The organism is Mesorhizobium sp. LjNodule214 (assembly GCF_964252735.1).
GTDB lineage: Bacteria > Pseudomonadota > Alphaproteobacteria > Rhizobiales > Rhizobiaceae > Mesorhizobium.
This window is the reverse complement of sequence record NZ_CAXUPE020000003.1, coordinates 342,577-358,910: the sequence shown is the minus strand read 5'-3', so window position 1 is coordinate 358,910 and position 16,334 is coordinate 342,577. Positions and strand designations below refer to the sequence as shown.

Genomic DNA, 16,334 nt, shown 5'->3' with positions numbered 1-16,334 from the left:
CCATGAGTGACACGCGGTCCCGGCAAATTGTCATCGCCGGGGCTGGCATCGCCGGGCTGACCGCAGCCCTTGCCTTTGCCGCACGCGGCTATCCGGTAAAGCTGTTCGAACAGGCCAGACAGCTCGAAGCGACCGGCGCCGGCATCCAGCTTTCCCCCAACGCAACACGCATCCTGCGCCAGCTTGGCGTGCTCGACCGGCTCTCGCCACACGCGGTGCGGCCGGAAGCGGTCGTGCTGAAGGATGCCGCGACGCTCAGCGAACTTGCCCGCGTGCCGCTCGGGCAGGCAGCCGAGAGCCGCTGGGGCGCGCCCTATCTCGTCGCTCATCGCGCCGACCTGCAGGCCGCGCTGACGGCGCAGGTGGCGGAGCGGCCGGGGATCGATCTCGTCACCGGCGCCCGCGTCAGCAGCGTCGCCACCGGACCGCACGGCATCGCCGTGACGGCCGAAGCCGACGGCAAGACCGTCGAAGTCGAAGGATCGCTGTTGGTCGGCGCCGACGGCGTCTGGTCGCGGGTCCGGGAGCGGTTCTCTGACCAAAGGGCAATTTCCGGCAAAAGCCGTTTTTCGGGCGAGCTGGCCTGGCGTACCACGGTTCCAGCCGACTGTGCCGCCGGCAAGGCTTTTGCCGCCGTCGGCGTCGTGAACGCAGTCACCACCTTCCTGCATCCCGGTTTCCACATGGTCGCGTATCCGGTCAGCCGGGGTACTGCCTTCAACCTCGCCGCCTTCACCAAAGGCGAGCGCATCGCCGAGGCGTGGTCGGGCCATGCCGATACCAGCATCCTCACCGAGGCCATGCGCGGCACCGCGCCTGCACTTGCCCGCCTGGCCGAGGAAGCCAGCCCGTGGATGGCCTGGCCGATCCATACGGTCGACCCGAAGCAGCCCTGGACGACGCCGGGCGGCATCGCGCTGATCGGCGACGCCGCGCATGCGATGACGCCCTTCGCGGCACAGGGCGCGGCGATGGCGATCGAAGACGCAGCGACACTTGCCGACGTCATTGCCGCCTCCCCTGCCGACCTGGCCGGAAGTCTTCAAATCTGGGAAAATTTGCGACGGCCGCGTGTCGCCAAGGCCGCACGTCGCGGCGCCGTCAACCGCCTTGCCTGGCATGCTGCAGGTCCGGTGGCGTTGGCGCGCAACCTGTTCCTGAAGATGCGGGCGCCGGAGAAGCTCGCGGCGGATTTGGACTGGCTTTATGGGTGGCGGGCTGACGAAACGTGAAACCCGCGACAGGCCGGCGAGCGAAACCCTCAGCTCTCAGTTGTAAAGCCGCATCGACAGGCTGAGCGTGGCTGGCAGCGGGTTCCACCAGCCGGTGCGCAGGCCGGCGGTGCGCAAGGCTGCCGCCGTCCAGGTGTTGCAGCCGACCAGCGCATTGAAATGGCCGTTGGCCGCATAGAAACGATCGAAGCGGGAATAGGCGGCGTTCTCGATTGCGATGGGGCCGTTCGGCCCTTGCTGGAAACTCGTGGCGATGTAATCGAGCAGCGCGGAAAAGCGCTCCTCGCTGATGTCGAAACCGGCGACGTCAGGATGCGGCTCCGCGATGTTGCCTGCGATATCGACATGCATCACCGATGCGTCCAGCGTAAGCGCCTTGAGCACCGGCACCGCCTTCAGCTCGGACCAAGTCGGCGTCTCCAGGTAGAAGGCGCGGCCGCCCCAGCCGAAGACGATGTAGCGCACCTCCGGAGCGTCGGCCGGAATGCCGGCATCGGCCAGGAAACGGAAGCGCTGGCGCACATCGTCGTCGACCGGAATGGCGATGTCGGTGTGGATCGGATTGTTCAGCACCAGGATGTGGCGCGTGCCGGCGGGCGCGGCGGCCGCCGCTCTCCACAGTGGCCGCGGCACCAGAGTGCCGAGCGCCACGGCAAGCACAACCGCGGCAACCAAAATGGCCAGAAAGCGCGGGAGTTTTCTCATCGGGCTTTGCGGTCCCGTCGCGTTTCAACACAGGCGATCGCTACCTGGCCGCCCAAACGCAAAAAAGCCCGGCCGCGATGCGGCCGGGCTCTCTTGATCTGTGTCGGACCGGTCAGTGCAGGATCTGCGACAGGAACAGCTTCGTGCGCTCATGGCGCGGATGGTCGAAGAATTCGGCCGGCGTATTCTGCTCGACGATCTGGCCCTGATCCATGAAGATCACCCGGTTGGCGACCTTGCGGGCAAAGCCCATCTCGTGGGTGACGCACAGCATGGTCATGCCTTCTTCGGCCAAGCCCACCATCGTCTCCAGCACTTCCTTGATCATTTCCGGATCGAGCGCCGATGTCGGCTCGTCGAACAGCATGATGCGCGGGTTCATGCACAGCGAGCGCGCGATCGCCACGCGCTGCTGCTGGCCGCCCGAAAGCTGGCCAGGATATTTGTTGGCCTGCTCGGGAATTTTCACGCGCTTGAGGAAGTGCATGGCGATTTCCTCGGCCTGCTTCTTCGGCGTCTTGCGCACCCAGATCGGCGCCAGCGTGCAGTTCTCCAGGATGGTCAGATGCGGAAACAGGTTGAAGTGCTGGAACACCATGCCGACCTCGCGGCGCACCTCGTCGATCTTCTTCAGATCGTTGGTCAGTTCCTTGCCGTCGACGATGATCTTGCCCTTCTGGTGTTCCTCCAGCCGGTTGATGCAGCGGATCATGGTCGACTTGCCGGAGCCGGACGGACCGCAGATGACGATGCGCTCGCCGCGCATCACCTTGAGGTTGATGTCCTTCAGCACATGGAATTCGCCGTACCATTTGTGCATGCCGATGATGTCGATGGCGACATCGGTGTCCGAGATATGCATCTTGGCGGCATTGACCTTGATTTCTTCCGCGCTGACGGCGTTTTCAGTGGTCATGGCAGGTTCCCTTTTTTGTTCTTAGCGTTTGTGGCCGGTGTCGAGCCGGCGTTCCGTGTACATTGAATAGCGCGACATGCCGAAGCAGAACAGCCAGAACACGAAGGCTGCAAACACCAGGCCGGACCGAGCGGTCTGTGGCGTTGCCCAGTTGGCGTCCGAGAAGTTCTGCTTCACCACGCCAAGCAGGTCGAACATCGAGATGATCGAGACCAGGCTGGTGTCCTTGAACATGCCGATGAAGGTGTTGACGATGCCCGGAATGACCAGCTTCAACGCCTGCGGCAGCACGATCAGCCCCATCTTCTGCCAGTAGCCGAGGCCGAGCGAATCGGCGCCCTCATACTGACCCTTCGGGATCGCCTGCAGGCCGCCGCGCACCACTTCGGCCATATAGGCTGCGGCAAACAGCGACACGCCGATCAGCGCCCTCAGGAACTTGTCGAAGGTGACGCCCTCCGGCAGGAACAGCGGCAGCATGACGCTGGCCATGAACAGCACGGTGATCAGCGGAATGCCGCGCACCGTCTCGATGAAGACGACACACAGCATCTTGACGATCGGCATCTTCGAGCGCCGCCCAAGCGCGAGCACGATGCCGAGCGGCAGCGACACGGCAATACCGACGAAGGAGAGGCTGAGCGTCACCAACAACCCGCCCCACAGCGTGGTTTCGACATGCGGCAGGCCGAACATGCCGCCGATGAGCAGGATGAACGCAACGACCGGCAAGGCGCCGAAGAAAAGAAGGGCGTTCAGCCCCTTGCGCGGCACGCGCGGGATGAGCAGCGGCACCAGCAGCGCCACGAACAAGATAGCGACCAGGATCGGCCGCCAGCGCTCTTCGATCGGATAGCGGCCGAACATGAACTGGCCGAACTTGGCATTGACGAAGGCCCAGCAGGCACCGGACCAGCCGTCCGGCTGGATGCCGCCTTGCGCAACCGTCGCGCAGACAGTGCGGTCAGGTCCGGTCCACTGGGCACTGAGGAAGGCCCAGTTGATGACCTGCGGCAGGATCATGACCACCAGTGCGATGCCGACGACGGTCAGGATGGCGTCGCCAGCTGAACCTATAAGGTTCTTGCGCACCCAGGCACCGGGTCCGCGCACGCCGGCTGGCGCCGGCTGCGCCAACGTCATTTCAGTCCTGACCCAAGAGGTGTCGTGTTCCTGCATGGCCCTACCTCTCCACCAGCGCCATCCTGGCGTTGACCACGTTCATGACCGCTGAGGTGACCAGACTGAGCACAAGGTAAACCACCATCATGATCAGCACGCATTCGATCGCCTGACCGGTCTGATTGAGCACCGTGCCGGTAGTCGCCGTCAGGTCCGGATAGCCGATGGCGATGGCCAGCGAGGAGTTCTTGGTCAGGTTGAGATACTGGCTGGTCAGCGGCGGAATGACGATGCGCATGGCTTGCGGAACGACGACGAGCCGCAGGATCGACCCTGGCCTTACGCCCAGCGCGCCGGCCGCCTCTGTCTGGCCCTTGCTGACGCCCATAATGCCGGCGCGCACGATCTCGGCGATGAAGGCCGCCGTATAGCAGGACAGCGCCAGATAGAGCGACAGGAACTCCGGCTTGACCTGGAAGCCACCGGTCAGGTTGAAGGTCGATTGCTTTGGAAAATCAAATGTCAGCGGAAAGCCGCTCAGCGCGTAGGCGAGCAGCGGCAAGCCAACGATCAGCGCCAGCGATGTCCAGAACACCGGAAATTGCTGGCCGGTCGCCATCTGCCGCTGACGCGCCTTGTGGGCGACGAACCACGCCATGGCAATGCCGACAACGAGCGCAACCAGGATCAGCCAGGAGCCATCGCCCCACACGGGGCGCGGGAAATAGAAGCCGCGCTGGTTGAGGAAGGAACCGAATGGCAGGTTGTAGCTGTCACGCGGCGCCGGCAGCACGGCCAGCACGCCGGAATACCAGAAGAAGATGACCAGCAGTGGCGGGATGTTGCGGAAGACCTCAACGTAGACCATGCAGATCTTGCGGATCAGCCAATTGCGCGATAGCCGGCCGATACCGACGATGAAGCCGATGATGGTTGCCGTGACGATGCCTGCTGCGGCCACGATAAGCGTGTTTATGAAGCCGACGACGATCGCCCGGCCATAGGTCGAATCCGACGTATAGGCGATGGCGCTGTCGGAGATGTCGAAGCCGGCGCGTCCCCTGAGGAAGCCGAAGCCGGATGCAATGTGCAGGCGCTGCAGATTGTCGATGGTATTCTGGACGATCCACCAGACAAGCGCACCCAGTACGACGACCACCACAGCCTGGAAGACAAGACTGCGGACTTTCGGATCATTGATGAAGGAAGCCCGACTTGGCTCCTCGCGAAGAATTTCCTGCGATGCCATGCGACCCGTCCCCTGGAAAGAGAAACCGGAAGGCAGAGGATCTGCCTTCCGGATCACATTTCGATCAGCGGATCGGCGGAGCGTATTGCAGGCCGCCCTTGGTCCACAGCGCGTTGATGCCGCGCGCGATCTTGAGCGGGCTGCCCGAGCCGACATTGCGCTCGAACATTTCGCCGTAATTGCCCACCGCCTTGACGATGTTGACGACCCAGTCGTTGGAGACGCCGAGATCGGTCCCGATCTTGGACTCAGCCTCGGTACCAAGCACACGCTTGATCTCGGGATTGTCGGAGGCCTTCATCTCCTCGACATTGGCCTTGGTGATGCCGAGTTCCTCTGCCTGCAGGAGCGCGAAATAGGTCCACTTGACGATGTGGTACCACTGGTCGTCGCCCTGGCGCACGGCCGGTCCGAGCGGCTCCTTGGAGATGATCTCGGGCAGCACGACGTGGTCGGCCGGCGAGCCAAGGGTCAGGCGGATGCCGTAGAGGCCCGATTGGTCCGTGGTGTAGACGTCGCAACGGCCGGCATCGTAGGCGGCGTTGACCTCATCCAGCTTCTCGAAGACGACCGGGTTGTACTCCATCTTGTTCGACTTGAAATAGTCGGCAAGGTTGAGCTCGGTCGTGGTGCCGCTCTGCACGCAGACGGCGGCGCCCGAAAGCTGCAGCGCCGAATTCACGCCCGGCAGCTTCTTGGCGTTGATCATGAAACCCTGGCCGTCATAGTAGGTGACGCCGATGAAGTTCAGGCCGAGCGCCGTATCGCGATTGATGGTCCAGGTGGTGTTGCGCGACAGGATGTCGACTTCGCCCGACTGCAGAGCGGTGAAGCGTTCCTTGGCGCTGAGCGGCGTGAACTTGACCTTGGTGCCGTCACCGAAGACGGCCCCGGCGACCGCGCGGCAAAAGTCCGCGTCGATGCCTTGCCAGTCACCCTTGTCGTCGGGCGCCGAGAAGCCGGCGAGGCCGGTCGACACGCCGCACTGGATGAAGCCCTTCTGCTTGACGGTGTCGAGCGTGCCGGCCGAAGCGGCCGATGCCGTCAATCCAAGCGCGGCGGCGCCGAGAATGCCGATTGCAATGTGTTTCATAACCCACAGACCCTTTTCTGTTTTACAGGTGCCCCTGTCTCTCAGGCAAAACCTGATCTTTTCCCGTGCGTGAATACAGCTCCCATTCCGGCCCACTACCGGAACCCCGCGTCGCAACCGACGCGCTGCCTCCCATTCACGAACTGCATCGAAGGCGATTATTCCTGTGAGGTCAAGGGAAATGACCGAATCCGAATGCGTTTGAAAATCAATTGCCGGAAATGCCTGAATTGCATACAAAGCCGCCCGCAAATTAGTCAGCGCCGCAAACAAAGTCGGCAAAGGTCGATCCGCGCAAGTCCGCGCCGCAACAGCGAAATCCGAGGTCTGGATTTACCTTGCGTCGCTGGCTCGATCACGCGATGAACCGGAGGACGGGAAACGCCTGTTCAAAGCGCCCGTACGAGCAGCCACGCACCGATTGCCGCCATCAGCGCGCCGGAGATGCGCGGAATCAATTGCCCGGTGGGCATGGTCTTTTCGAGAAGGACGAGGATTGCGATGCCGGCAATCCACAGGACGTTCATGACACCGCCGACGAAGAGGAGCGCCATCAGCGCCCAGCAGCAGCCGAGGCAATAGGCGCCGTGCTCGACGCCGAGCCGAAGCGCGCCAAGCGGATAGGAGCGGAAACCGCCATGGCTGCTCAGGAACGCGATCGGCGCCTGGCATTGCCGCAGGCAGACGCCCTTCATCGGCGTCCATTGATAGAGGCCGGCCGCGATGAGAATCACGCCGCCGAAAACCGCACTGTTGGCTTCCATCATCGGACTGAGCAATGCAAGGCGAGCAAGCAGCCACTGTGCGCCGGTCGCGGCAACGCTGAAGGCAATCCAGACGAGAAGGTAGCCGGTAAAGAACCATGCGGTCGATGCGATCGGCCGGCCATCCGCCTCAGCCTTGCGGCCGACGCCGGCGTAGAGCAGCAGCATCGGCGCTACCGACGGCGTCATCATGCCGACCATCATCACGGCCCACATGGTGAAGATGAAGGCGAAGTCGGCCGGCACCCAGGCGCGGAAGCCCGGTGCCACCGTGGCGCGCATATCCATGCCCGACATATCCATGCCAGACATGTCCATGCCGGCCATGTCGCCACCCTCGGCCGGCGCAGTCGCGGCAGGCATGGCCATATCGGCGGCAAGCCACAAGACATAGACCCAGGCGAGCCCGACGACCAGGACGAGCGCGACCGTCACCACCGCACGATCGCGCCGCAGCACCGCCTCGAGGGCCGTATCGCTCATTGGATCAGGTCAATGCACGATGCCGCTTTGCGAGAGATGCAGATTGGCGAAATGGCTGTGGGAATCGGCCAGCTCGAACTTGATCGGGCCGGTTGCCTTGGTCCAGCCGCGCCCGACTTCGGCGAGCGAATATTCGAAACCGTGCGTGAGGTCGATGCGCGCACGATGCTCGTTGCCGGTGACGGGATTCTTGATCGGTTCGCCATGGCCCTTGGTTACGCCAGGCACATGCAATTGGCCGGTCCGGGCATCGACGTCGACCTCGAAGTCTATTGCCGCGAAGATCGGATCGTGGACCGTCTCCAGCGTGGTCGAAAAGACCTGGAAGATGGTCGCGCCGGGTTCGGTGTCCTCACCGCTGAGAATGCGAAGCAGCGCTCTGCGCCGCGCCTCGGTCGCCCGCTCGTCGATGACCACCGCCGCCTCGCCCTTGCCGTGGTGGATCGCACCAGGCCAGCGGAAAACCCCGGCGAAGCGCAAGCCATCCAGCTTGGTGTCGCCGTGATAGCCGCTTTCGATTTCCACGCCGACCACCGCCTGGCAGGATCCATGCGTAGGCAAGGCGTTGAACTGACAGGGGCAGCCATAGGCGCAGTTGCAGTTGACGAATTCGCGCGCCTTGATCATCCATTTGACGTCGGCCAAGACATTCCTCCCCTGTGCCGCGCTCATGCTCTGTGAGCGCGATGTCCGGATTGGGGACCAGGAAAGTAACCGGCTACATCCGGCAGTTCTGATCGAGGCAATCCGGCGATAAATATTAGAATTCAAGTATATGCCTTTCGCGGTCACCTACAATAGGCCGATCGACGGAGGCCGGTGCAGCAACCAGCGAGGCACTGGCACCCTGCAGGAATCGCGCGCGGGATCTGTCTTGCCACTTTTGCCGCCCTGAATTGGCATATTCGAAGACTGCCGGCTGGCGGGTCTCGGCCGGTTGCACCGCCAGTGCCGCCGCACTATGGCTAGCGCCTCCTCACGAGACCAAGGACGGCAAGAACAATGGCGAAGGACGGCAGCGAAATGGGCATCAACACGCGGCTTGCCCATTCGGGCAACAACCCGCGCGACTATTTCGGCTTCATCAATCCGCCGGTCGTGCATGCCTCGACGGTGCTTTATCCCGATGCCGCCTCGATGGCGGCGCGCAGTCAGAAATACACCTATGGCCTACGCGGCACACCGACCACCGACGCGTTGGCGCTGGCCGTCGATGCGCTGGAAGGCTCGGCCGGCACGATCGCCGTGCCGTCGGGATTGGCGGCCGTGACGATACCGCTGCTCACCTTCGTCTCGGCGGGCGATCACCTCCTGATCGTCGATTCGGTCTATCACCCGACCCGCAATTTTGCCGACACGATGCTGAAGCGGCTGGGCGTCGAGGTCGAGTATTACGAACCGCATATCGGCGCCGGCATCGCCGCGCTGATCAAGCCCAACACAAAAGTGGTGTTCACGGAATCGCCTGCCTCCAACACGTTCGAGGTGCAGGACATCCCGGCGATCGCCAAGGCGGCGCGGGCGGCCGGCGCCATCGTCATGATGGACAACACCTGGGCGACGCCTCTGTATTTCAAGCCGCTCGACCACGGCGTCGACATCTCGATCCACGCGGCGACCAAATACCCGGCCGGCCATTCCGACGTGCTGCTCGGCACCGTCTCGGCCAACGAGGCGTGCTGGAAACAGCTCTATGAAGGCTTCTGCACGCTGGGTTGCTGTTCCGGACCGGACGACGTCTACCAGGTGCTGCGCGGCCTGCGCACGATGGGGGTCAGGCTGGAGCATCACCAGAAAAGCGCGCTTGCCATCGCCGCCTGGCTGGAGGGCCAGCCAGGCGTCGCGCGGGTGCTGCATCCGGCGCTGCCCAGCCATCCCGACTACGCTCTGTGGAAGCGCGACTTCTGTGGCTCGAGCGGCATCTTCTCCGTGGTGCTCAAAGGTGGCGGCCAGAAACAGCAGCACGCCTTCCTCGACGCGCTCAAGATCTTCGGCCTGGGCTATTCCTGGGGCGGCTATGAGAGCCTTGCCGTGCCGGTGTTCCTCGGCGACCGCAAGATCGCCAAGGGCCCCTATGACGGGCCGCTGATCCGGCTGCAGATCGGGCTCGAGGATGTCGAGGACCTCAAGGCCGATATTATGCGCGGGCTGGAGGCGGCTGCCGCGGTGTGACGGACGGAGCTGCCGGGCTGATTCCGCAAACCGACGCATCACCTTGACGTTGCTGCAGAAATACGACGCGTGACGGCGCCCGCCGGCGATCCCGGTCCTTGCGACTGCGCAATACTATTCTACCAGTCGTGGGTTCCGTGGATTTGTTTGGCTTCCAAAACCGGCCGTCCGGCGGCATTGCCGGCAATCCCCGTCGCAATCAGAGCTTGCCATGGCCTTTCGCCTCTTTGTCCCTATCCTCGCAGGCGCGACGCTGCGCGAACGCCTCATTGCCTGTATCGGCGCGACGATCGGCATTGCGCTGACCGGCGCGATCGGCGGCCTGGTGCTCGGCAACGGGCCGCATGTGCCGCTGCTGGTGGCGCCGATGGGCGCTTCCGCCGTGCTTTTGTTCGCAGTGCCGGCAAGCCCGCTCGCGCAGCCCTGGTCGATCATCGGTGGCAACACCATTTCGGCGCTGGTCGGCGTGATCGTGGCGCATTTCATCCATGAACCGGCGCTTGCCACCGGCATTGCGGTGGCGCTGGCCATCGCCGCCATGTCGTTCGCGCGCTGCCTGCATCCGCCGGGTGGGGCCGCCGCGCTGACGGCCGTGTTCGGCGGACCGGCGGTCACCGCCGCCGGTTTCCTGTTTCCTTTCGTTCCGGTGGCGCTGAACTCGATCGTGCTGGTGGCGCTCGGCTACGGCTTCCACAGGCTGTCGCGGCGCAGCTATCCGCATGTGCCGGCCCCTGCCCCGAAAAGCGCGCATGGGACCATCGATCCGCCGCCGCAGGAGCGTGTCGGCTTTCGGCCCGAGGACATCGACGCCGCGCTGGGCGCGCTCCACGAGACCTTCGACATCGACCGCAACGACCTCGAAAGGCTGCTGCGGCAGGTCGAATTGCAGGCGATGGTGCGTACGCACCGGACCTTGCTGTGCGAGGACATCATGTCGCGCGACGTGGTCTCGGTGCATGAGAATGACACCGCCGATCAAGCGCGCCAGCAGCTGCTGGACCACAACATCCGTACGTTGCCGGTGGTCGACGCCGAGGCAAGGCTGGTCGGCGCTGTCGGCCTGCGCGAGCTGACGAAAGCCACCGATACAGTGAAGGGCGTGATGTCGAGGGCCGGCACGGCTTCGCCCAATACGCCGGCGATGAGCCTGCTTCCCCTGCTCACCGACGGCCGCAGCCATGCCGTGGTCATCGTCGACGGCGAACGGCATATTCTCGGCCTGATCACGCAGACCGACCTGCTGGCGGCGGCCGCGCGGGTGCAGCCGGCAGACAAGGCGCAGGCGGCAGCATAAAATAGCGATGCCGTTGAAAATCCGGGAACCTTTTGCCGGCAGCAGCATCCAATGTCCCGATCAAGCGTTGGAGATCGGGGCGCGATGAGGAAATTCGCAATGCCAGCTGCCGCGGCTTCCGCGCCTGACGTCCTGTCCAGCGACATGCAATTGGTGCGCCGGTCGCTGGCACGCGAGGCGGATGCGTTCCGCACCATCATCAAGACGCATAACCAGAAGCTCTACCGGATCGCGCGCGGCGTGGTGCGCAACGATGCCGAGGCGGAGGACATCGTCCAGGAGGCCTATGTCAGCGCCTTTGCCAATCTTGGCGCCTTTCGCGGCGACGCCTCTTTAGCCACTTGGCTGTCGCGCATCGTCATCAACGAGGCGCTCGGACGCCTGCGCAAAAGGCGGCGCACCGTGGCGATGCCGGAAAACCTGGAAGCGCAGATCATCCGGTTTCCTCTCAACCCAAGCGACGATCCGGAGCGGACGATGGCGCAGCGGCAGATCCTCGGGCTGGTCGAGCGGGCGACCGACAGCCTGCCCGACGTCTATCGGACCGTCTTCGTGGCGCGCGTCATCGAGGGCCTGAGCATCGAGGAAACCGCCAACCTGCTCGGCGTGCGACCCGAGACCGTCAAGACCAGGCTGCACCGGGCGCGTGCTTTGGTGCGCAAGGCGCTGGACGACGAAATCGGCCCGGTGCTGCTCGACGCTTTCCCCTTCGCCGGCCGACGCTGCGAGCGGCTGACCGAGGCGGTGATGAGAAGGCTCGGCCTGGAAGGCTGAGCTTGCTCGCCTGACCTGGGCCGGCTGATTTTCGCCTGTTTCGCGGGAACGTTTGCCACTGCCCCGCATCCAATCAGCGTCAACTGAAAACGAAGTCCGATGCGATTGCGCACCCGGGCAAAAGGAGATGCCATGTCTATCAAGCACACTGCCGCCCTGGCCGCGCTGCTTCTGGTTTCCGCAACCCCGTTCGCAGGGGCCGCCGACAAACCGACCGATCCGCAGATCGCCCACATCGCCTACACGGCCGGCGTGATCGACGTCGAGGCGGCCAAGCAAGCGATCGAGAAGTCGAAAACCAAGGAGGTCGTCGATTTCGCCAACGACATGGTGCGCGACCATGAAGCGGTGAACGTGCAGGCTCTCGACCTGGTCAAGAAGCTCAACGTCACCCCCGAAGACAACGCCACAAGCCAGGCGCTGAGCAAAGCGGCGGAAGAGGAACGCGCCAAGGTCGCCAAGCTCGAGGGGGCTGCCTTCGACAAGGCCTATGTCGCCAACGAGGTTGCCTACCACAAGCAGGTCAACGGGGCGCTCGAAACCCTGCTGATCCCCTCGGCGGAGAATGCCGAACTAAAGAGCCTGCTGGAAACCGGGCTGAAGATTTTCCAGGGCCATCAGCAGCATGCCGAGCATGTCGCCGGCATGCTGAAATGAAGGCCGGCATGCTGATACGATCGCTCGCGGGCGCTCTGGCGCTGGCGCTCGTCGCCAGCCCAGCCCTGACGGCCACGATCGAGGTGACGATCGACAAGCTCGTCTTCACGCCGGCAAGCATTGAGGCGAAGGTCGGCGACACGATCGAATGGCTGAACAAGGATGCGTTCGCCCACACGGCCACGGTGAAAGGCGGCTGGGAGGTGATGATCCCGCCAAAATCGAAAAGGCGGATCACCCTCAAGAAGGCGGAAGCAGTCGATTATTTCTGCCGCTTCCACCCCAACATGAAGGGCCATCTGGACGCGACGCCCTGATGAGTTTGAGACCGGCGGCGATGCCATCGCTTGTTGCCGCCGGTTGCCATCAAATCAGCCCTGGCTTGCAGCGCCCTGCGCAAGCAGCCAGTCGATCATCTGCGCGGCCTGGGCGGGTGGTCGGTCCGGCGCAAGGATCGACAGGCTGAGGCCGGTGGGCACGCGCCGCTCCGGGAACGGCGCCACCAGCGAACCGGCAGAAAGCGCGCGCGACACCAGGGCTTCATGCCCCATCAGCACGCCGCCGCCGTCGATGGCCGCCTGCAGCGCCATGCTGTAGAGCGAAAACTCGGAGCCGGACTCGATCGACGGACCCTTCAGCCCGGCAGCCTCGAACCACAGGCTCCAGTCGCCGGTCCAGGTGGTGTCCCACAGCAGAAGCTGCGATGAGAGATCGGCCGGTGTTTTCAGCAGCCCGGCCAATGCGGGCGCGCAGACCGGAAAGATGACATCGTCGCAGAGCCTGAACGCGCGGCTGCCGGCTGGGGCATGCCTGGTCAGGAAGATGGCGAGGTCGAAGGGCTCGCGCCTGAAATCCGGCGGCTCCTCCAGCGCATGGATGGATGGACGCAGCGCTGGATGTGCGGCGCGCAGCGCCGGCAGGCGCGGTGCCAGCCAAAGCTGGGCGATCGACGGCAATGCGGCGATGCTGACCTGGGGCCTTGGCGCCGAGATGCGTAGTTCCTGGACGGCAAGGCCCATGGCGTCGAAGGCGGTGGAGAAAGCCGGCAGAGCGGCACGGCCGGCTTCGGTCAGGTGCAGTCCCTGGGGGTGGCGGACAAACATCGACGAGCCCAGCCACGCCTCCAGCGCCTTGACCTGATGCGACACCGCCGCCGGTGTCACGCCAAGCTCGTCCGCCGCCTTGGCGAAGCTTTCGTGGCGGGCGGCCGCCTCGAAGGCCCGCAAGGCGTTGAGCGGCGGCATTCGAGGTCGCGGCGGATTGACGGCCATCGTCCGTTCCCGGAAAACCTCGGCGGCCGTGTGCGGCCGCCGACGCGGTGTTTCTATTTGAGGGCCACCGGGGTCAGCCTGCCGTCGACCTTCTGCCACTCAAATACGACGAACCCCGGCTGCTTGATATCCCCCTTGTCGTCATAGGAAATCGAACCGAGCACCGTCGAGATGCTGGCACCGGAATGAAGGTAATCGGACGCCGCCTTGGGATCGTCGGGCTTGGCCTTGGCGATGGCCTCGGCAAGGATCTGCGTTGCCGCGTAAGCGTAGAGGGTCACCGCCTCGGTGGGCACATTCTTGGCCTTCAGATCGGCGACGGCATCCTTGGCTTCCTCGAACGTTGCCGGGTCGGGGAACGATGTCATCAGGGTTCCAACAGCACCGTCACCGCCGATGGCGCCAAATTCGCTGTTGGAGATGCCGTCGCCACCCATCAGGATCGTGGTGACGCCCTGGTCGTGCATCTGCCGCACGATCAGGCCGGCCTCGGTGTGCTGGCCGCCGTAATAGACGAGGTCGGCGCCCGACTGCTTGATCTTGGCGACGAGCGGGCTGTAGTCCTTCTCGCCGGGGTTGATCTCCTCGTGCAGCACTTCCTTGCCGCCGCCGGCGTTGTAGGCCTTGGCCATCTCGTCGGCGAGGCCCTTGCCCGCCGTCGACTTGTCGTCGACGATCGCGATCTTCTTGTCCTTGAAGCGGGCGAGGATGAATTTGGCGGCAATGATGCCTTGCTGGTCATCGCGGCCGCAGGCGCGGAAGGCATTCCACAGGCCGCGCTCGGTCACCATCGGGTTGGTGGCCGTCGGCGTGACGAACAGGACGCCATTCTCGGCATAGACCTCGGAAGCCGGAATGGTGACGCCCGAGTTGTAGTGCCCGACGACATAGTGCACGCCGTCGGCGACGAATTTGTTGGCGACAGAAACGCCCTGTTTCGGGTCGGAGACATCGTCACCGACCGAGACCGAAAGCTTCTGGCCGAGGACGCCGCCATTGGCGTTGATGCGCTCGACCGCCGTTTCGACACCGACGCGGTACTGTTCTCCATAAGCGGCATTCGGTCCCGACATCGGACCGGCGACGCCGAACACGATATCCGCCCTCGCGGCACCGACCGTCGCGGCAGTCACTAGGGCAGCAGTCATCATCTGCACGATCATGCGCATTTTCATTCCCCTGTTTTTTAGAGAAAGGCGGGCTTTTCCCGCCGCTTCAGGCGTCAGTTCACAAAATGAAGCTTGTTGAACCGGCGCCGGAATGCCGTGACATCCGCCGCGACCTGTTCGCTGGCGTCATTGCCGCGCAGTGCCCTGGCAATGAGGGCCGCGAGTTCCGGCATCTCGTCTTCGGTCATGCCCCAGCGGACGATCTCGGGCGTGCCGAGGCGCAACCCGTTCATGTCGCCGTCGACAGTGTCGATGGGCAGGCCGATGCCGCAGGTCAGAATGTTGGCCTGCCGGAGCTTCTTCGCCGCGGCCTGCCCACCGTCGAACTCGGCCGCCTCGATGGCGAACTGATGCGATGTCGTGTAGCCCTTGCCGGTCGAAAACACCGGCAGGCCGCGATCGGCAAGACCATCCGCCAGCGCCCTTGCGGTTCGTGCCATCGTCGCGGCGTAGGCCCTGCCGTGGTCTTTCCAGTCCAGAAGCGTGATCGCCAGGGCGGCCGACTTGGCGGCATCGAAATTGGCGGTCATGCCGGGAAAGGCGATCCTGTCGAGCTTTTCGGCGATATCGGCGTCATTGGTGACGATCAGGCCCGAAGGCGGTCCACCAAGGCTCTTGTAGGTGCTCATCGTCATCAGATGGGCGCCTTCCTGGAGGGGTTGCTGCCAGGCGTGCCCGGCAATCATGCCGCACAGATGCGCCGCATCGAAGAGAACCAGCGCGCCGATCTCGTCGGCTATCGCCCGAATCTCGCGAATGGGATGCGGCAAAAGATTGAGGCTGCTGCCGATGGTTATCATCTTCGGCCTTACCGATCTGGCCATGTCGCGCAATTTGCCAACGTCGACAGTGTAGCTGTCGGCATCAACCGGAGCGGTGTGGATGTCGAGCCCGTAAAGCCCGGCGCAGCCGGCCATATGGTGGGTTACATGGCCGCCGATCGCCGGCGACGGGACGATGATCCTGTCGCCCGGCCGAGCCGCAACCATGAAGGCATAGAGATTGGCGATGGCGCCAGACGGCACCCTGATCTCGGCATAGCTGGCGCCGAAAACTTCGGCTGCCAGCTCGGCGGCGATCACCTCGATCTGCTCGACGCCCTCCAATCCCATTTCATATTTGTCGCCGGGATAGCCCAGCGACGGGCGCGATCCCAGGCCGGAAGCCAGTGCGGCTTCGGCCTTCGGGTTCATCACATTGGTCGCCGGGTTTAGGTTGATGCAGTCCGCATCGTGGATCGAACGGTTCAGCTCGATCCCCCTGTTGATCGCCGCCATGACGGCATCGGTCTTCTGGCCGCTCGTCTTCTGCGCCAGCTGCTGGGCAAATTCGTCGCAATGCGATGGAACCCAGGGCCTGCGAGCGAGAGCGACCATCGATGCCTCCTTTGCCACCGCCGACAGCCCGGCTGCGAATGGAGCCTAAGGTGGAGC

16 protein-coding genes are annotated in these 16,334 nt (G+C 63.9%); 6 read left to right on the top strand and 10 right to left on the bottom strand.

Going from position 1 to position 16,334, the window contains the following annotated elements; translation table 11 throughout:
- Positions 1-2: 2 nt before the first annotated feature.
- The gene (locus tag ACSQ3Z_RS26980; RefSeq protein WP_436174332.1) at positions 3-1,232 is read left to right on the top strand and encodes an FAD-dependent monooxygenase; all 1,230 of its coding nucleotides are present in this window, start codon (positions 3-5) and stop codon (positions 1,230-1,232) included.
- Positions 1,233-1,268: 36 nt separating this feature from the next.
- Here the strand turns inward: ACSQ3Z_RS26980 and ACSQ3Z_RS26975 are convergent, their stop codons facing one another.
- The 7 genes from ACSQ3Z_RS26975 to ACSQ3Z_RS26945 form a co-directional block, all read right to left on the bottom strand.
- A complete protein-coding gene (locus ACSQ3Z_RS26975; protein WP_436174331.1) occupies positions 1,269-1,937 on the bottom strand; it encodes a TIGR02117 family protein in 669 nt (222 codons plus the stop codon).
- A 112-nt stretch (positions 1,938-2,049) separates the two neighbouring features.
- The gene (locus ACSQ3Z_RS26970) at positions 2,050-2,799 is read right to left on the bottom strand and encodes an amino acid ABC transporter ATP-binding protein (RefSeq protein ID WP_436175156.1); all 750 of its coding nucleotides are present in this window, start codon (positions 2,797-2,799) and stop codon (positions 2,050-2,052) included.
- A 75-nt stretch (positions 2,800-2,874) separates the two neighbouring features.
- Positions 2,875-4,032 carry an amino acid ABC transporter permease gene (locus ACSQ3Z_RS26965; protein WP_436174330.1) on the bottom strand — a complete coding sequence of 386 codons (1,158 nt, stop codon included), beginning with the start codon at positions 4,030-4,032 and terminating at the stop codon, positions 2,875-2,877.
- A 4-nt stretch (positions 4,033-4,036) separates the two neighbouring features.
- Positions 4,037-5,224, bottom strand: coding sequence for an amino acid ABC transporter permease (locus ACSQ3Z_RS26960; RefSeq protein ID WP_436174329.1), 1,188 nt, complete (start codon positions 5,222-5,224; stop codon positions 4,037-4,039).
- A gap of 64 nt (positions 5,225-5,288) precedes the next feature.
- On the bottom strand, positions 5,289-6,317 hold the full coding sequence (locus tag ACSQ3Z_RS26955; protein WP_436174328.1) for an amino acid ABC transporter substrate-binding protein: 1,029 nt from the start codon (positions 6,315-6,317) through the stop codon (positions 5,289-5,291).
- A gap of 389 nt (positions 6,318-6,706) precedes the next feature.
- A complete protein-coding gene (locus tag ACSQ3Z_RS26950) occupies positions 6,707-7,564 on the bottom strand; it encodes a DUF2182 domain-containing protein (protein WP_436174327.1) in 858 nt (285 codons plus the stop codon).
- 9 nt (positions 7,565-7,573) lie between these two features.
- On the bottom strand, positions 7,574-8,209 hold the full coding sequence (locus tag ACSQ3Z_RS26945) for a DUF1326 domain-containing protein (protein WP_436174326.1): 636 nt from the start codon (positions 8,207-8,209) through the stop codon (positions 7,574-7,576).
- Between the two features lie 357 nt (positions 8,210-8,566).
- On the opposite strand from ACSQ3Z_RS26945, the gene ACSQ3Z_RS26940 reads away from it, so the two are divergent.
- From ACSQ3Z_RS26940 to ACSQ3Z_RS26920, 5 genes are all read left to right on the top strand, one after another.
- The gene (locus tag ACSQ3Z_RS26940) at positions 8,567-9,736 is read left to right on the top strand and encodes a cystathionine beta-lyase (protein ID WP_436174325.1); all 1,170 of its coding nucleotides are present in this window, start codon (positions 8,567-8,569) and stop codon (positions 9,734-9,736) included.
- A gap of 211 nt (positions 9,737-9,947) precedes the next feature.
- Complete coding sequence (locus tag ACSQ3Z_RS26935) at positions 9,948-11,030, top strand: HPP family protein (protein WP_436174324.1); 1,083 nt, start codon at positions 9,948-9,950, stop codon at positions 11,028-11,030.
- A gap of 99 nt (positions 11,031-11,129) precedes the next feature.
- A complete protein-coding gene (locus ACSQ3Z_RS26930; RefSeq protein WP_436174323.1) occupies positions 11,130-11,804 on the top strand; it encodes an RNA polymerase sigma factor in 675 nt (224 codons plus the stop codon).
- Positions 11,805-11,936: 132 nt separating this feature from the next.
- Positions 11,937-12,461, top strand: coding sequence for a DUF4142 domain-containing protein (locus ACSQ3Z_RS26925; protein ID WP_436174322.1), 525 nt, complete (start codon positions 11,937-11,939; stop codon positions 12,459-12,461).
- Positions 12,458-12,778: a cupredoxin domain-containing protein gene (locus ACSQ3Z_RS26920; RefSeq protein WP_436174321.1), complete on the top strand. Its 321-nt coding sequence runs from the start codon at positions 12,458-12,460 to the stop codon at positions 12,776-12,778. Before ACSQ3Z_RS26925 ends, ACSQ3Z_RS26920 begins: the two co-directional genes overlap by 4 nt.
- Before the next feature lie 54 nt (positions 12,779-12,832).
- Here ACSQ3Z_RS26920 and ACSQ3Z_RS26915 read toward each other — a convergent pair whose 3' ends face one another.
- Genes ACSQ3Z_RS26915 through glyA form a run of 3 tightly spaced genes read right to left on the bottom strand, consistent with a single transcriptional unit; the run spans position 12,833 to position 16,277 of the window.
- Positions 12,833-13,732 (bottom strand): LysR substrate-binding domain-containing protein, encoded by a 900-nt coding sequence (locus ACSQ3Z_RS26915; RefSeq protein ID WP_436174320.1) that lies wholly within the window; start codon positions 13,730-13,732, stop codon positions 12,833-12,835.
- Between the two features lie 53 nt (positions 13,733-13,785).
- Positions 13,786-14,907 (bottom strand): branched-chain amino acid ABC transporter substrate-binding protein, encoded by a 1,122-nt coding sequence (locus ACSQ3Z_RS26910; protein WP_436174319.1) that lies wholly within the window; start codon positions 14,905-14,907, stop codon positions 13,786-13,788.
- Positions 14,908-14,954: 47 nt separating this feature from the next.
- Positions 14,955-16,277 carry a serine hydroxymethyltransferase gene (gene glyA / locus ACSQ3Z_RS26905; protein WP_436174318.1) on the bottom strand — a complete coding sequence of 441 codons (1,323 nt, stop codon included), beginning with the start codon at positions 16,275-16,277 and terminating at the stop codon, positions 14,955-14,957.
- Between the last annotated feature and the right edge of the window lie 57 nt (positions 16,278-16,334).

Coding starts and splice junctions, on each gene's coding strand:
- ACSQ3Z_RS26960 (WP_436174329.1), bottom strand. CDS start 5,224: ATGGCATCGCAGGAAATTCTTCGCGAGGAGCCAAGTCGGGCTTCCTTC.
- ACSQ3Z_RS26940 (WP_436174325.1), top strand. CDS start 8,567: ATGGCGAAGGACGGCAGCGAAATGGGCATCAACACGCGGCTTGCCCAT.
- ACSQ3Z_RS26980 (WP_436174332.1), top strand. CDS start 3: ATGAGTGACACGCGGTCCCGGCAAATTGTCATCGCCGGGGCTGGCATC.
- ACSQ3Z_RS26955 (WP_436174328.1), bottom strand. CDS start 6,317: ATGAAACACATTGCAATCGGCATTCTCGGCGCCGCCGCGCTTGGATTG.
- ACSQ3Z_RS26975 (WP_436174331.1), bottom strand. CDS start 1,937: ATGAGAAAACTCCCGCGCTTTCTGGCCATTTTGGTTGCCGCGGTTGTG.
- ACSQ3Z_RS26915 (WP_436174320.1), bottom strand. CDS start 13,732: ATGGCCGTCAATCCGCCGCGACCTCGAATGCCGCCGCTCAACGCCTTG.
- ACSQ3Z_RS26930 (WP_436174323.1), top strand. CDS start 11,130: ATGCCAGCTGCCGCGGCTTCCGCGCCTGACGTCCTGTCCAGCGACATG.
- ACSQ3Z_RS26935 (WP_436174324.1), top strand. CDS start 9,948: ATGGCCTTTCGCCTCTTTGTCCCTATCCTCGCAGGCGCGACGCTGCGC.
- ACSQ3Z_RS26950 (WP_436174327.1), bottom strand. CDS start 7,564: ATGAGCGATACGGCCCTCGAGGCGGTGCTGCGGCGCGATCGTGCGGTG.
- ACSQ3Z_RS26920 (WP_436174321.1), top strand. CDS start 12,458: ATGAAGGCCGGCATGCTGATACGATCGCTCGCGGGCGCTCTGGCGCTG.
- ACSQ3Z_RS26910 (WP_436174319.1), bottom strand. CDS start 14,907: ATGAAAATGCGCATGATCGTGCAGATGATGACTGCTGCCCTAGTGACT.
- ACSQ3Z_RS26925 (WP_436174322.1), top strand. CDS start 11,937: ATGTCTATCAAGCACACTGCCGCCCTGGCCGCGCTGCTTCTGGTTTCC.
- glyA (WP_436174318.1), bottom strand. CDS start 16,277: ATGGTCGCTCTCGCTCGCAGGCCCTGGGTTCCATCGCATTGCGACGAA.
- ACSQ3Z_RS26965 (WP_436174330.1), bottom strand. CDS start 4,032: ATGCAGGAACACGACACCTCTTGGGTCAGGACTGAAATGACGTTGGCG.
- ACSQ3Z_RS26970 (WP_436175156.1), bottom strand. CDS start 2,799: ATGCATATCTCGGACACCGATGTCGCCATCGACATCATCGGCATGCAC.